Raw genomic sequence first — 13,814 nt, 5'->3', positions numbered from 1 at the left:
ATAGTTGAGCGCAGGTTAACCAAGAGGAGCAAGATATGGCAACCAAAGCTGCTCTTTTTCTACTTTTAAGGCATAAACTGCTGCACTTGGAAGCCGAACAGTCATTGCAGTGTCTAAATGAAAAGTTCTATTATCCAACCATTGAAGGCTACTGACTCAAGGGGTAATGCAGACCATTGAAGGAATTGTGATGCAATTAATCGGCGTACAAGTGAAACATCGATAGATACTGTCATAGCACTCGCGAGGATTTGCTGAGTCGGGTGCTTGGATAAAATTTTATACTTCAACATCATGTGCCAATAAACGTCGGTTCGCACGAAAATAAGTTGCAGGAGAGTATTCCAATAAATCAGAAAGTTTTTCCATATAAATACAAGCAAAACGATCAACTTGATAGGCAAAATAACTTTCCTCTGCTCCAGCACGAAAAATACGTTCCCATTTTGGATTAAAATAGGTTTGTTGTTCTTTTAAAAATTTAGTAAGTTGGGCATCAATCCTGCTGATTTGTGCTTGCAATTCTTGTATGTCATTGCTGTATTGCGTTGAAGATTCATCAATCATTTTTGTGTATAAATGGACGTATTGCTTTTCTAAATCCTTTTTTATTTCCATCGCTTCACTGATTTTTTTCTCTATAGGCATTGCTCGTGCTTGTGCAACTATTTCCTCTCCAAGCTCTTCAACAACCAAAGCGGTTCGCCAATTACAATCCTTTTTTAACCTTAAGATATCTCCATAGATGTGATCGCCAATATAAAGAATCTCATCACCACGGACATGCAAATCTTCGGTGAATTTTTTGGCATTACCGCCCTGGTATACGCCTGGAACTATAGGGCCCACTGTATTAGTCATTGTTCCAGTAGCGGGATGAATCGATAAAAAACGCAGATTATCGTAAAAAAAACGTGGCTTATTAGCTAGTGTAATGACGAATTCAAATAAATTGATCCAGCTTTCACCTCTCTTTAAGAAAGGGTTAATGGCATATTCCAATAGTAGCTTTGTATAGGAAAAGTCGGAATTTGTTAGAATAAATATTTTTTTGCCATGATGAATGAAATGCTTCAGACCCTCAACCAGGGCACGCTCTTTAATAACATATGTATGCAGATTTTTACTGATAATGGTTTTTAAACTGCCGTCAGAATGAACTTTATCCACGCAAAATTGTACGTCTTGTGCGATAGTTTGATAACTGGGTATTTCCTCAGGATACAATGAATCCTTTAAATCAACCAATTGGCCATACAAGACACAGAAAGCAATTGAAAAAGCCGTATCTATAGCCATGTAATTCGGATCACTCAAATCAACATAAATACTCCGATAAAATTTTTGCTGCTCAGCAAAATCAATGGGTTTAGTGCCATGGTAACTTTGGCGAATTGCACCATAACGGCTTAACTTTAAAATATTGCCGTTTTTACTATCAATAACCAAACCACGAATCGCATCGTGATAATTAAAATTCAACTTTTTAATTTGTTCAGGATAATGTTTTACTTCGATTAACTGTTCTTTAACAAGCTGGTAAACCAAAGACTCAAAATTCTCAGAATTATAACGAATCAAGGTATGATCCATGTCCAGACCAATCAACTTGATTTTTTTCATATTCAGAATTCGGTTTACATAAACTTTATGTTCATTCATTAGCCTAAAACCTGTTGTGTTAAAGTAAACTGGGTAACGCGAAACGTCGCTGCTCCCACCCTATGTACTGCGCATAAAGCCGCCGTACATAGGAGATTTTCTATTTCACGCGCTTCACACCATCCTGAGAAGCCAACAAAATTATATCTGCTGTACGATGTGCAAATATTCCGTTTTCCACAACTCCGACTATCTGGTTAATGCGATTTTCCATATCCATAGGTTCATCGAGTGTTAAATGAAACACATCAAGGATAATATTAGCATTATCAGTAATGAAACCTTCCCTATACTCAGGATCACCACCTAATTGGACTAACTTCCGAGCGACCATACTTCGCGCTTGAGGAATTACTTCAACAGCAACTGGAAAATTTCCTAAATGTTTTACAAGCTTTGAATCATCCACGATACAAATAAATTTTTCTGCTACCTGGGCTACAATTTTTTCGCGAGTATGAGCACCACCGCCTCCCTTAATCATTGCGCCTTGCTCGGTCACTTCATCAGCACCATCAATATAAATCGGTAAGTCCTGTACTGAGTTTAAATCAATAACAGGAATACCTTCTTGCCGTAATAAAGCTTCCGTTGCCTTGGAGCTCGATACACATGCATCAATTCTGTGTTTTATAGTAGCCAGTTCTTTAATAAAGAAATTTACTGTAGACCCGGTACCTACACCAACCACCATATCGTCTTCGATGTATTGCAACGCAGCTTTTGCCGCCTGCATTTTTAATTCACTCATTAAGCACCGCTCCCTTTCTTTGCCTTACAATTTCATATAAAGAAACTCCAGTGGCTACGGAAACGTTTAAACTGGCTACACTGCCTAACATAGGCAAAGAAAATAAACCATCACAGTGTTCACGTGTCAATCGGCGTAGCCCTTCGCCTTCTGCACCCATCACAATCGCGACACTTCCAGTGCAATCTGTTTGATATAAAGAGCTGGTGGCCTCGCCTGCCGTGCCATAAATCCAGACACCATGTTCTTTTAAAAGTTCCATGCTCCGTACTAAATTAGTTACTCTTGCCAAAGGGACAGACTCCGCTGCACCGCATGCAACCTTACTTACTACAGGAGTAATACTGGCACTTTTGTCTTTTGGAATCACCACAAAATCAACACCAGTTGCATCTGCCGTACGCAAGCATGCTCCCAAATTATGTGGGTCGGTGACCCCATCCAGGATTAGAATCAAGGCAGGCTGTTTACTGGACTCAAGTAATGCCAGTAAATGGGATTCATTGTAATCGGGCAATGAAGATGCACTTGCAACTACTCCCTGATGGGCAAAGTCCGCAAAGCGCTGATTCATTTTTTGCATACTTAATTTTTCAATTTTGATGTGTGCTTGCACCGCTTTATCAACAATATCCTGTAACCGTTTATCCACTCGATCTTCACTGATATAGAGTTTTTTGGTCTCTCGATGCGGATTGGTTAACAAAGCAGAAACTGCGTGTACCCCATAGACAAACTGCTCACTCATTACTGACGGCTTCCTCTACTGGCTCAAAATCAATTTTACGCTCATCTAAATCTACTCGGGCTACCAAAACCGTCATCTTGTCTCCCAAATGATACACATGACCACCCCGTGCTCCAGTCAGACGATGTTTAACAGAGTCGAACGTATAGTAATCATTTTTTAAAGAAGTGACATGGACCAAACCTTCAACGTAAATTTCATCCAGTTCAACAAAAATTCCAAAGCTGGTCACTGCAGAAATTCGCCCTTTGAATACCTGCCCTAATTTATCTTGCATGTATTCACATTTTAACCAGGAAATCACTTCTCTTGTCGCATCATCTGCGCGACGCTCGGTCATCGATGAATGTTTCCCCAACCGATTCATATCTTCATGGGTATAGCTGAATTCATGAACTGGCTGATTATCTAATAAATGACCCAGTGCACGATGAATTAACAAATCCGGGTAACGTCTGATGGGCGAAGTAAAGTGGGTATAGGCAGAGTAGGCAAGGCCAAAATGCCCTTCATTGGCTTCAACATAGTGTGCTTGTTTTAGCGAACGAAGCATTACCGTTTCAATGAGATGTTTATCAGGCCGATTTTCTATAGCGCTCATAGTGCGCTGAAAATCTTTGGGGCCTGGTTTTTTTCCACCACTTAATTGCAATCCTAATTCACCTAAAAACTGTCTTAATGCAATAATCTTGTCCTCTTCAGGAGCAGCATGCACACGGTAAAGTGTAGGAATCTCCGCTTTTTCCAAAAATCGTGCTGTAGCGACATTCGCGGCCAACATACACTCTTCGATTAGTTTATGTGCATCATTGCGAATCACTGGAACAATGCATTTAATTTTTTTATTTTCATCAAATTCGATGCGCGTTTCTGTAGTATCAAAATCCATGGCGCCTCGAAGCTTACGGGTAACCAATAAAACCTGATACAAGCCATAAAGAGCATCCAAAGTAGGCCATAAAGAACTATGTTTTTCGTCAGCAGTACCTTGTTCAAGCCAAGAACCAACCTGCGTGTAAGTCAATCGCGCATGGGAATGAATGACGGCACGGTAAAACCTAGAGCGCGATATTTTACCTTCATTACTGATTGCCATTTCAGCAACCATACACAGGCGATCGACATGAGGATTCAAAGAACACAAGCCATTGGATAACGCTTCTGGTAGCATTGGGATTACTTTGCCAGGAAAATAAACTGAATTACCACGGCGTGCAGCTTCCTTATCCAGTGCAGAATCTTGTTTCACATAATTACTGACATCCGCAATTGCAACATATAATTGAAACCCGCCATTTGGCTTTTTATAGCAATAGACTGCATCATCAAAATCTTTTGCATCTTCCCCATCAATTGTAACAAAAGGAAGACTACGGAGATCCATGCGACCATTAATTTGGTCTTCGGTAACATGCTGGGGAATTTTTGCAACTTCAATATTCACATCCTCTGGCCATTCGAATGGAATTCCATGTGCATAAAGTGCAACTTGAATTTCCATGCCAGGAGCCATATGTTCGCCTAAAACATGAATAACTTTACCAATGGCTTGTGTTCGTTTACTGGGGAAAGAAATTAATTCAACCAAAACAATTTGACCGTTCTTTGCTCCATTGATCATTTCTTGAGGAATAGAAATATCTTGGGTTAAATGCTTGCTATCAGGCAATACAAAACTGACCCCATGCTCTGTAAAAAATCGTCCCACAACAGTGGCATTGGCATGTTCTATCACTTCATGAATTTTTGCCTCAGGCCTTCCTCGCCTATCTACACCTGCTTGATAAGCAAGAACTACGTCACCATGCATCACCGCCCTCATTTCTTTAGCGGACAAAAACATATCTTCTGCACCATCACCTGGAATAAAAAAACCAAAACCATCAGGATGTGCTTGCACCGTTCCGCGTGACAGATTAATTTTTTGCATGAGACAAAACCGACCACGTCGATCTTGCATGATTTGCCCATCACGTAACATGGCTTTCAATCTAAACCCCATAGATTCTTGCTTGCGCTCATCTTCTATTTTGAGTTTATCGAATAATTGATTCCGCGACATGGGCTTACCGTATTCATTAAGAATTTCTATAATGAATTCTCGACTGGGGACAGGATCGGTATATTTTTCGCTTTCCCGTTCATAAAAGGGATCTTTTGATTTTTTGCTCAACTCTTATCCTGTTTGTATTTTATTGTCATCATAATTAAGTTATACATCATTTGCTCTGTTCTACCACTTATCCATGAAAGTAGCAAGACAAGTTGTCAGGCCTGCAATTCCTGCCAAAGAAGCGTGTCAGCGTTAGCCAGCTGTCCAGAAGAGCTTTTCACAAGCCTTTAGGGTTTATTACTTAAATGGATATCTATTTATTATATTCTCTTGAATCTCTTTTGCAGAGAGATTTGTATGAAGCAATGAACCAATCAATATTTTCTCTTTCATCTCTTTACTTATTGAAGGGTCACGAGATAATACAGAATAAATGTTTGACACAAACTGGATTCGCTTTTCCTTATCCTCTTTTCTGTCTGGCTTTTGATCAAATAACTTCATATACATTCTAGATCCTCCAAAATTGATAACCGAAATTACGGGTTAACTACTGATTCTTAGGAACAGGAAGCACAAATCCTCGCGCACCTACCGCAGCGGATAATGCCGATAAAGACATATCTTCTGCTGCCCAGAACGTACTGCTTTTACCTTCAGCAGGAATTTTCACCCCCTTCCATTGACACACGGCAAGAAGCCCCTCGCAAGGTGCTTGCTGTTCATGGCCAGGTTTGGATTCAATACAATTTAAAACAAAAGGGCCTTTATGCAGTGCCAATGCAGACCAATTTCCAGCTTGTATCCTTGTTGTCCAACCAGCACTGGCACTGGGTTCATTAACTGGATGCGTAATCCATACATCACCAGAAGCAAGATTATGAATAAATATTAAACTGCTTTTTTTAGCTTTTAATGTCACTGATTCCCCCTGAATAGCAACAGCCTGACATCCGACAGGCAGAGTCGATTCCGCAGCCGCAACATAAAAAGATAACAGTGAAAAACAAAAAAAAGCGAAAATTCTCATTACTTTCTCCCAAAACAAGAAATAGAAACCCAATTCTTCCTACTTCAAAAACATCAAAGGTTGAAATTATATAATTAGCCTATGTCGCTTGTCAGCCTTACTTGCTAAAATCATCTAATTTACGTTGACCAATCGAATGAATATGCATATCTGGGTAGATGCCGATGCGTGCCCCAAAGTAATTAAGGAAATCTTGTTTCGTGCTGCAGTCCGTACGAACACATCACTAACCTTAGTGGCCAACTCCTATCTTACTTATCCTAAATCACCATATATCCGCTTTGTGCAAGTCGTTAAAGGCTTTGACAGTGCAGACAATTATATCATTGCCCATTTAAAACCCTTTGATTTGGTTATCACTGCCGATATCCCCCTGGCTGCGGAAGTTATTGCACAAAAAGGATTAGCGATTAATCCTCGTGGGGAAGAATATACTGAGAACAACATCAAACAACGTTTAAATTTAAGAGATATGCATGAGCAATTACGGGCAACCGGACAGCATTCAGGTGGTCCTGCTGCATTAAGCATCAAGGAGAAAACCGCTTTTGCTAATGCTTTAGACAGATTCCTGGCAAAAAAAGGGCAAAAATAACGGTCTCCATTTACAGCTTGCCCGCAGAATCCAAAACAACAAATAGGTTGGGGCCATTTTGACCATAAATTTTCGCCTCTGTACCGCACTCTACACGTCGTACCAATGGATCATGCTTAGAAAAACTCCGTGAAGAAATTTAAATGAAAAATGACGATGCTCAGGTCTAACAACTTAATCCACACCATTTGAAAGTCAGCAAATTTGACAAACAATTCTCCACAACCTAGATTTTAAATATACTCAAAGAGGATGGGTAAACTGCATGAAGCTCCTTCGGCATATCCTGTTTCTTGTTGTTCTATTGGCAGGGAATACACCCGCTTACACTAACAGCATTTTCGTAGGAGTCTCGCGATCTGCGCCTCCTTTTTCTGCCGTAGATGGCAGCAATCATTATTTTGGATTTTGCATCGATTTAATGAATGAAATATGTAAACGTCTTAATACAACTTGCGAATACAAACCAGTTACCATGCTTAATCAAATGGACGAACTGAATTCGGGAAACATTGATCTCACTTTTCCCCCAGGCCCTATACCTGCAGCTGCATCAGAAAGCTATATTTACAGTTTACCCTACATGACTAGCGACGGCCAATTTTTGGTCAACTCTTCAAATATAAAAACAATTGCCGAACTTAAAAACAAAAGAATAGGAGTTCTGAAGGCAAGCCACCTTGAAGATACTCTTTTGCCCTATACGAGCAAAGATAATATAAGTGAATATCCAAAAATTTCTCTAATGATCATGGCATTACTCAATAACGATGTCGACGCAATCGTAATGAACATCAATATGGTTAAGTATCTTACCATCAATAAGGTAATGAGCTTTCAAACTGTAGGCCAGCCTATTACCCTGGGGAATGGATATGGAATCGTAGCACTGGCTAAAAATGCCGATCTCGTTAACAGAATAAATAAAATCTTGTTGCAAATAGAAAATGACGGAACATATGCAACTATTTACAATAAGTACTTCGGATCCTAATTTGTAGCCCTATGCAGTATAGGTTAAACTGGCATTCATTTTAAAATGATACAGGATAAAATATGCCAGATAGCATTAATGTTGAAAAAATCATCACTCTACATAAAAACTCCATCGGCCAATGGAAAGCTTCCGGTATAGTGCCTCAACACGAAAAATTTTATCTCTTGGTTGAAGAAAATCATGCGTTTAACTACCAACTCTGGCATGCAGAAGATAGGGCTCGTCGTGATGATCAGGGATATGAGTTTGTATACCAGGCTAAACGAGAAATTGACCGCTTCAATCAATTACGTAATAACCGTATGGAAACAATGGATGAATGGCTTTTCAACCAACTGCAACCTGCAGATTATCATACTTGTCCCGTACACTCTGAATCACCAGGAATGATCATCGACCGGCTTTCTATTTTATCCTTGAAATCTTATCACATGGAACTGCAAACGAAACGTGAAGACGTTGTGGAAGAGCATCGGAAAAATTGTACTCATAAATTAGCAATCATTAATCAACAATTGGAACAATTAGCTTTGTGTTTCAAGGAGCTAATTGAAGAAGTACAGGCTCAAAAACGTACTTTTAGAATCTACCATCAATTCAAAATGTATAATGATCCTAATCTAAACCCTGAATTGTACTGCCGGCAGTAGGATAGTGATTTAGAGAGGTATCGCTCAATGAATGAGGTAGTGTTTGGTCTTGTGGATGCTGTTTAGGCTTTCGAGGAGAAAAGAAGTTCCAAAAAATTGAATCGTGTCGCGACAGGGAATCAGAGGCTTTACTTTTACGCTCACGTGATTCCCCTGGAGGCTGGGTTTTTCTTTTATCCAACGACTCCTCACCGGGAGCAGTGCCTTCGGGGGTAGTAGGACCAATCTGTCCCTTAGGCGGACGCCCCAGTCCACGAGCCAAAGCGCGAAGTCCAAGAATTAATAAGAATAAAACTCCATTTGCTATCGCCAATGCACCCATGACCGGCGTATCATGATACCCCCCCTCGGAATCCACTTCCTGACAAGGGGTCATTGCAAAACAGGCGAAATTGTTTCCCTTGGATAAACCCGAGAAAAGGGAACGTATAACTTCCAACCACTCTTGAACAAAAGACTGGGGCGAAGGATCTGGTTTCAGCCCATCCTTCAATGACGCATTAAAATCCTCTGCAGTTAAACTCTTAGCATCCTCTTGCTTGTCTATATTTTTCTTCATCTCAAGGATGTGGTCGTAAGGATGCTCTTTTTTAAGCTCTGCTTCGCGTTTTTGCATATGCTGATAATGCGCATACAAGGTATAGGCCATCATTCCAATCATAAATGCCAGGCCAGAAGCAATAAATACAGCCAATAAAGCGGGAGGGAAGCTGGCGGCTGCGATTGAAAATACCGCGGTAACCGTAAATAAGATTTGGGTCAATACACCATAAGCGTATAAACCATATTTTATTCCTAACAAACCTGCGGTGAAATAACTGTGCGTTGTTTGCTCTTTGAATAATTGCCGTTCTTCTTCAAAATTCTTGATTAACTTGCATACATCTACTTTCAATCTTTGGATTTCGAGTAAATCTTCCGTTTTTTTCTCTTTCTTGTCTTGCAACTCAAGCAATTTAGCATAAGCCAATTCCAATTCTTTGGTTGTGAGTGCTAATTTACATCGAGTTTGAGTCGCTTCAAGGCGTAACTGAAAATCATATTCTTCATAAATTCGTGAAACAACACAGGAGAGTGTGTAAGTCGCACCAATGATTGACATAGCAATAAGAAGATGTGGTGAAAGAACAGAAAGACTTACCACCCCAACATAAAAATATAAACCATCCAGTAAACCACCTGCACCTAATGCTAAATAAGCGTAAACCCGGTCTTCATCAGTCTGGTATTCGATTTGTGATAAATAGTACTCTCTGTCTAATGGGGTCAAAGAGCTTAACTGTTGGATTTCAACTAAAAGCTCTTTATTTTCATCCATTTGCTTTTTACGCTTCTCAACCATGCTACGTATCCAAAAACGGTTAGCAGCAGCAAATACGCCTAATACCAATCCCACAGGGACAATCATATACTTGAGATCCATCCCACTAATCAGGCTTAAAATTTGTACAGTACTTCGCCAACCTTTATACGCATTTTTCAGACCCTTCATTACATCGCGAAAATAGGGCCAGGCGGTCGCTATGAATTTTTTTACGGAATCCTTTTCTTCTTTCTCAAAGACACTTGCCAGGAAGGAAAAAGACACTAAAAAAATTGCTTCCGCAGCAATGGCGGCGATTCCTTCGGGAGATGTGAGTATTTTGTGTACGTAGTCAACATCAGTCTTGCGAATAAATACTTCCATAAAGTATTTAAACATGCTGTAAGAGGAGCTTAGAGAATCTACAATAGCATAAGCATGGTAGATGTAACGATTTTTATCGAGTTTTTGAGCGAGGAGCCTACTTTGCGCGTCGATACGACCGGCGATTGCCAAGAGAAAAACAAGGTCTTCTGATTTTAGATCTTCTTCGCCGTTAAGAGACATTCTTACACACAAAAATGACCATCGGTTAAGGTTGGGGCGGATTATAGGGGGCATTAATCTTGATGTCAATAATCGTTTCATCATGAATTAAAATGGTACAGGTTTGTTCTAAGCCGACAATAATAAAGATCACTCGCAGTTCGAACAAAAAATATTTCATTAAACCCACTTACGGGTTGTGGCTTAGGAGGCAAACCTGCTACGATATTGCACTAATTATTAAAACAACTCAGGAAAGAGGATTCAATGAGATCAATACTTGCTCTCTTTATTTTGGCAGCACTAATGACTGGACCTGTTATGGCATCAAATGAAGCACAAATCTATGGTTATGTTGAGAAAGTTTCGTTTCCAGAGAAAGACTTGACCTTATCAGCAAAGTTAGATACTGGAGCTAAATCCGCATCATTAAACGCGACAAACATCACTGAAATTACTAAAAATGGTGTGCCTTATTTACGTTTTATTGTCCCAACTAAAAGTGGGGAGTATGTATTCGAAGCAGAATATAAAGGCCGAGTAAAAATTAAAGTCCGTGATGGAGAGCATGGTTCAGAGATAGTGGAGCATGCACCCATCAAACGCCCCGTTGTCCTGCTTAATTTACAGCTTGGAGATAAAGTTAGAACCGTTAAAGTGAATTTAACCAATCGCAAACGTTTCATCTATCCTTTGCTTTTAGGAAGAGATGCAATCATCGCGTTTAATGGTGCAGTAAATCCAGCACTCACATTTACGTTAAGAAATCAGAGTTTTAAGAAACAATGAAAAACAATACGCGTCATGTTTATGGACTTATTCTTACTTTATTGATCCTGGGGACAGGAATTTTTTTGTATAGACACTTTGTACTCGATGTGCCTTTAACTGATACAGAAACGATAAACAGTTGGATGGTTGAGTCCAACTTACGTTTTGTTGCGGATCCCAATACGCCGATTAAAGCAAGTTTTAATATTCCTTATCTACCGCCACATTTCGCTATTCTTGATGAATATTTCGTATCAAGAAATTATGGTGTAACAACGAACTTAAATGGGGATAACCGGGAAACAGTTTGGTCAATTAGGCGTGCCCATGGCCCACAATCTCTGTATTACAGAGCAATTTTCCGTCAAGCCGAAGGAAATGAATCACCCTTAGCAACTCCCCCTGCTGCTAAAACCCAGCCGCTTGAAGAAAGCCAAAAATCAGCTGTTGAAACCATTACCAGCCAGGTACGGCAATCCTCTGCAGATATTAAAACCTTTGCTCAGAGCGCGGTTAAAGAACTGAATAAAAAAGATGGGAATGCCAAGCTACTGACAAGTAATGATTTTAGTGATGAACACCTTATCAATGCAGCAATTTTAATTTTAAATCAATCTAGAATCCCTGCCATTCCAGTTAAAGGAATTTATTTGTCCCAAAAAAGCAAAGCCGAGTTAAGTTCATTTTTAGCCGTATTCAATGGTAAAAACTGGATTTATATTAATCCTAGAACCGGTGGGGCAGGTCTGCCTAAAGACTTTCTCATTTGGCAATATGGCAATGAGCCTGTATTTAACGTTGTTGGCGGCAAAAAAACTCAATTTAGTTTAACCGTATCTCCCACTCCCATAAATGCATTGAGTATTGCCAAATCACGAGGCTTGCAATCCGATTCACAGCTGTTACGTTTTTCATTATTGCAACTGCCAGTCAATGTGCAGGAAACTTATAAAGTTTTATTAACAGTACCTATAGGTGCTTTTATTATCTTAATTCTGCGAAACTTTATCGGGATTAAAACCTTTGGCACTTTTATGCCCGTTTTAATCGCTTTAGCATTTAGAGAAACCCATGTAATATGGGGAATTTGCCTCTTTGTCATTATTGTATCTTTTGGTCTATTGGCACGCTTTTATCTGGATCAATTGAGGTTGCTTTTAGTACCACGGCTCGCGGCAATTCTGACCGTCGTGATTTTGCTTATGATCTTTATTAGTGTATTCAGTCTCAATCTTGGATTGGATGCAGGACTATCGGTTGCTTTATTCCCCATGGTCATTTTGACTATGACTATCGAACGCATGTGTATTACTTGGGATGAGCGAGGTGCTTCAGAAGCCATAAAATCAGGTGTAGGCAGTCTAGTTGCCGCAGTTATTTCTTATTGGGCAATGAGTTATGAGCCCTTACAATATCTAATCTTTGCTTTCCCTGAATTGGTTTTAGTTCTCTTGGCTTTAATATTGTGGTTCGGCCAATATCGAGGATATCGATTGTTCGAGTTGAAGCGCTTTAAATCACTTGCCGGACACGCAGAATGATTACCTTGTTTCGCCGTTTAAAAAGCCATGGAATATTGAGTATTAACCAGCGCAATACGGATTTTGTATTACGCTACAATCCGCGGAAACTGTTTCCCCTGGTTGATGATAAGTTAAAAACAAAAAAACTGGCTCTAAAGTCTGGTATCGCAGTTCCACCTTTATACGATATCATTGAAACAGAGCAACAAATTAAAACTATAGAGGAGCGTTTACAGCCTTATTCTGACTTCGTGGTTAAACCCGCACGTGGTTCTGGTGGCGATGGTATTTTAGTTTTTAAAGATAAAGTCTATGGCCGTTATCGCCAAATTAACGGAAAACTTACCACAACCCAAGAGCTTAGTTACCATCTATCGTGCCTGCTTTCAGGGGCATATAGTCTTGGCGGCTCCTCAGATTATGCGATTATCGAGAAACGAGTAGTAGTTGACCCCGTATTTGCCGAAGTAAGCTACGAAGGCATTCCTGATATTCGAATTATTAGTTTATTGGGTTACCCTGCCATGGCCATGGTGAGGCTTCCGACTCGTCTGTCCGGAGGAAAAGCAAATTTGCATCAAGGAGCAATTGGTGTTGGAGTTGACCTTGCCACAGGGAAAACTCTTGGCGGAGTATTTCATAATGACATTATCGATTATCATCCCGACACATTGAACCCCATTGTCAATATAGAAGTACCCTATTGGAATAAAATACTTGAGATCGCCTCCAGTTGCTATGAGCTCACTGGCTTGGGTTATCTTGGTGTAGATATAGTTCTTGATAAAGAACAAGGGCCTTTAATGCTCGAACTGAATGCGCGTCCAGGATTAAATATTCAAATCGCGAACAGGGAAGGAGGCTTAAAGCGATATCGAGCGATCGAAGCACACCATCAGGAACACCCTAATGAGACAGTTGCGGAAAAAGTAGCCTTTAGCCGTGAGCATTTTGCTCGCTTGAAGTAAGCGTAAAATGATCGTGCCTTGACATTTTATCACCATATATTTATCAATAAGCACTAATCGAGGGTTTCCAAATATGGTGCTCTGCTCATTATTGTTTACAACCTCTTGCCGCGACGCATTCTCTAAAATTCAGCTCGATATCACTATGTTGCTATCTCACTTATCTTAACGCCAGTAACACCAATTTTTGGGGGACCCACTATTTATTTAATTTATA

The 13,814-nt window shown here is 40.0% G+C and carries 14 protein-coding genes; 6 read left to right on the top strand and 8 right to left on the bottom strand.

The genetic code is table 11. The features are described 5' to 3' along the window. Nucleotides 1–279: 279 nt before the first annotated feature. From Lpar_RS04465 to Lpar_RS04440, 6 genes are all read right to left on the bottom strand, one after another. Nucleotides 280–1,662, bottom strand: coding sequence for an HAD-IG family 5'-nucleotidase (locus Lpar_RS04465; RefSeq protein ID WP_058516784.1), 1,383 nt, complete (start codon nt 1,660–1,662; stop codon nt 280–282). Nucleotides 1,663–1,762: 100 nt separating this feature from the next. Further along, nucleotides 1,763–2,413: a ribose-5-phosphate isomerase RpiA gene (gene rpiA / locus Lpar_RS04460; RefSeq protein WP_058516783.1), complete on the bottom strand. Its 651-nt coding sequence runs from the start codon at nt 2,411–2,413 to the stop codon at nt 1,763–1,765. Continuing rightward, entirely contained in the window at nt 2,406–3,161 is a 756-nt protein-coding gene (gene rlmB, locus Lpar_RS04455) for a 23S rRNA (guanosine(2251)-2'-O)-methyltransferase RlmB (protein WP_058516782.1), read from the bottom strand. The genes rpiA and rlmB overlap by 8 nt, the downstream gene beginning before the upstream one ends. After that, nucleotides 3,154–5,334 carry a ribonuclease R gene (rnr, locus tag Lpar_RS04450; RefSeq protein WP_058516781.1) on the bottom strand — a complete coding sequence of 727 codons (2,181 nt, stop codon included), beginning with the start codon at nt 5,332–5,334 and terminating at the stop codon, nt 3,154–3,156. The genes rlmB and rnr overlap by 8 nt, the downstream gene beginning before the upstream one ends. A 177-nt stretch (nt 5,335–5,511) precedes the next feature. Further along, on the bottom strand, nt 5,512–5,724 hold the full coding sequence (locus Lpar_RS04445; protein WP_058516780.1) for a hypothetical protein: 213 nt from the start codon (nt 5,722–5,724) through the stop codon (nt 5,512–5,514). Nucleotides 5,725–5,764: 40 nt separating this feature from the next. Further along, nucleotides 5,765–6,244, bottom strand: coding sequence for a hypothetical protein (locus Lpar_RS04440; RefSeq protein ID WP_058516779.1), 480 nt, complete (start codon nt 6,242–6,244; stop codon nt 5,765–5,767). Between the two features lie 142 nt (nt 6,245–6,386). Here Lpar_RS04440 and Lpar_RS04435 point away from each other — a divergent pair, with 142 nt between their 5' ends. The 3 genes from Lpar_RS04435 to Lpar_RS04425 all read left to right on the top strand — a co-directional run bounded on the left by Lpar_RS04435 (nt 6,387) and on the right by Lpar_RS04425 (nt 8,486). Further along, on the top strand, nt 6,387–6,839 hold the full coding sequence (locus tag Lpar_RS04435) for a YaiI/YqxD family protein (protein ID WP_058516778.1): 453 nt from the start codon (nt 6,387–6,389) through the stop codon (nt 6,837–6,839). Nucleotides 6,840–7,104: 265 nt separating this feature from the next. Beyond that, on the top strand, nt 7,105–7,833 hold the full coding sequence (locus Lpar_RS04430) for a transporter substrate-binding domain-containing protein (RefSeq protein ID WP_058516777.1): 729 nt from the start codon (nt 7,105–7,107) through the stop codon (nt 7,831–7,833). A gap of 62 nt (nt 7,834–7,895) precedes the next feature. Further along, nucleotides 7,896–8,486 (top strand): DUF4254 domain-containing protein, encoded by a 591-nt coding sequence (locus Lpar_RS04425; protein WP_058516776.1) that lies wholly within the window; start codon nt 7,896–7,898, stop codon nt 8,484–8,486. On the opposite strand, the gene Lpar_RS04420 is transcribed toward Lpar_RS04425, so the two are convergent. Both Lpar_RS04420 and Lpar_RS19525 read right to left on the bottom strand, forming a co-directional pair. Further along, nucleotides 8,452–10,356, bottom strand: a complete 1,905-nt coding sequence (locus Lpar_RS04420; protein ID WP_058516775.1) for a hypothetical protein — start codon at nt 10,354–10,356, stop codon at nt 8,452–8,454. The genes Lpar_RS04425 and Lpar_RS04420 overlap by 35 nt on opposite strands. Before the next feature lie 25 nt (nt 10,357–10,381). After that, a complete protein-coding gene (locus tag Lpar_RS19525) occupies nt 10,382–10,516 on the bottom strand; it encodes a hypothetical protein (protein ID WP_272947088.1) in 135 nt (44 codons plus the stop codon). A gap of 86 nt (nt 10,517–10,602) precedes the next feature. Here Lpar_RS19525 and Lpar_RS04415 point away from each other — a divergent pair, with 86 nt between their 5' ends. From Lpar_RS04415 to Lpar_RS04405, 3 genes are read left to right on the top strand one after another with little or no spacing between them, the layout of a single operon-like run. Further along, entirely contained in the window at nt 10,603–11,124 is a 522-nt protein-coding gene (locus Lpar_RS04415) for an ATP-dependent zinc protease family protein (RefSeq protein WP_058516774.1), read from the top strand. Next, nucleotides 11,121–12,647, top strand: a complete 1,527-nt coding sequence (locus tag Lpar_RS04410) for an inactive transglutaminase family protein (protein WP_058516773.1) — start codon at nt 11,121–11,123, stop codon at nt 12,645–12,647. Before Lpar_RS04415 ends, Lpar_RS04410 begins: the two co-directional genes overlap by 4 nt. Next, nucleotides 12,644–13,597 carry an alpha-L-glutamate ligase-like protein gene (locus Lpar_RS04405; protein WP_058516772.1) on the top strand — a complete coding sequence of 318 codons (954 nt, stop codon included), beginning with the start codon at nt 12,644–12,646 and terminating at the stop codon, nt 13,595–13,597. The genes Lpar_RS04410 and Lpar_RS04405 overlap by 4 nt, the downstream gene beginning before the upstream one ends. Nucleotides 13,598–13,814 lie beyond the last annotated feature (217 nt).

The sequence above is a fragment of the Legionella parisiensis genome, from assembly GCF_001467945.1.
GTDB classification, from domain to species: Bacteria; Pseudomonadota; Gammaproteobacteria; order Legionellales; family Legionellaceae; genus Legionella; species Legionella parisiensis.
This window is presented reverse-complemented; position numbering and strand designations above follow the sequence as displayed.

Bases quoted from the DNA above. Each gene is read 5' to 3' on its own strand.
- Lpar_RS04465 (WP_058516784.1), bottom strand. From the start codon at position 1,662: ATGAATGAACATAAAGTTTATGTAAACCGAATTCTGAATATGAAAAAA.
- rpiA (WP_058516783.1), bottom strand. From the start codon at position 2,413: ATGAGTGAATTAAAAATGCAGGCGGCAAAAGCTGCGTTGCAATACATC.
- rlmB (WP_058516782.1), bottom strand. From the start codon at position 3,161: ATGAGTGAGCAGTTTGTCTATGGGGTACACGCAGTTTCTGCTTTGTTA.
- Lpar_RS04445 (WP_058516780.1), bottom strand. From the start codon at position 5,724: ATGTATATGAAGTTATTTGATCAAAAGCCAGACAGAAAAGAGGATAAG.
- Lpar_RS04440 (WP_058516779.1), bottom strand. From the start codon at position 6,244: ATGAGAATTTTCGCTTTTTTTTGTTTTTCACTGTTATCTTTTTATGTT.
- Lpar_RS04435 (WP_058516778.1), top strand. From the start codon at position 6,387: ATGCATATCTGGGTAGATGCCGATGCGTGCCCCAAAGTAATTAAGGAA.
- Lpar_RS04430 (WP_058516777.1), top strand. From the start codon at position 7,105: ATGAAGCTCCTTCGGCATATCCTGTTTCTTGTTGTTCTATTGGCAGGG.
- Lpar_RS04425 (WP_058516776.1), top strand. From the start codon at position 7,896: ATGCCAGATAGCATTAATGTTGAAAAAATCATCACTCTACATAAAAAC.
- Lpar_RS04420 (WP_058516775.1), bottom strand. From the start codon at position 10,356: ATGTCTCTTAACGGCGAAGAAGATCTAAAATCAGAAGACCTTGTTTTT.
- Lpar_RS19525 (WP_272947088.1), bottom strand. From the start codon at position 10,516: ATGAAATATTTTTTGTTCGAACTGCGAGTGATCTTTATTATTGTCGGC.
- Lpar_RS04415 (WP_058516774.1), top strand. From the start codon at position 10,603: ATGAGATCAATACTTGCTCTCTTTATTTTGGCAGCACTAATGACTGGA.
- Lpar_RS04410 (WP_058516773.1), top strand. From the start codon at position 11,121: ATGAAAAACAATACGCGTCATGTTTATGGACTTATTCTTACTTTATTG.
- Lpar_RS04405 (WP_058516772.1), top strand. From the start codon at position 12,644: ATGATTACCTTGTTTCGCCGTTTAAAAAGCCATGGAATATTGAGTATT.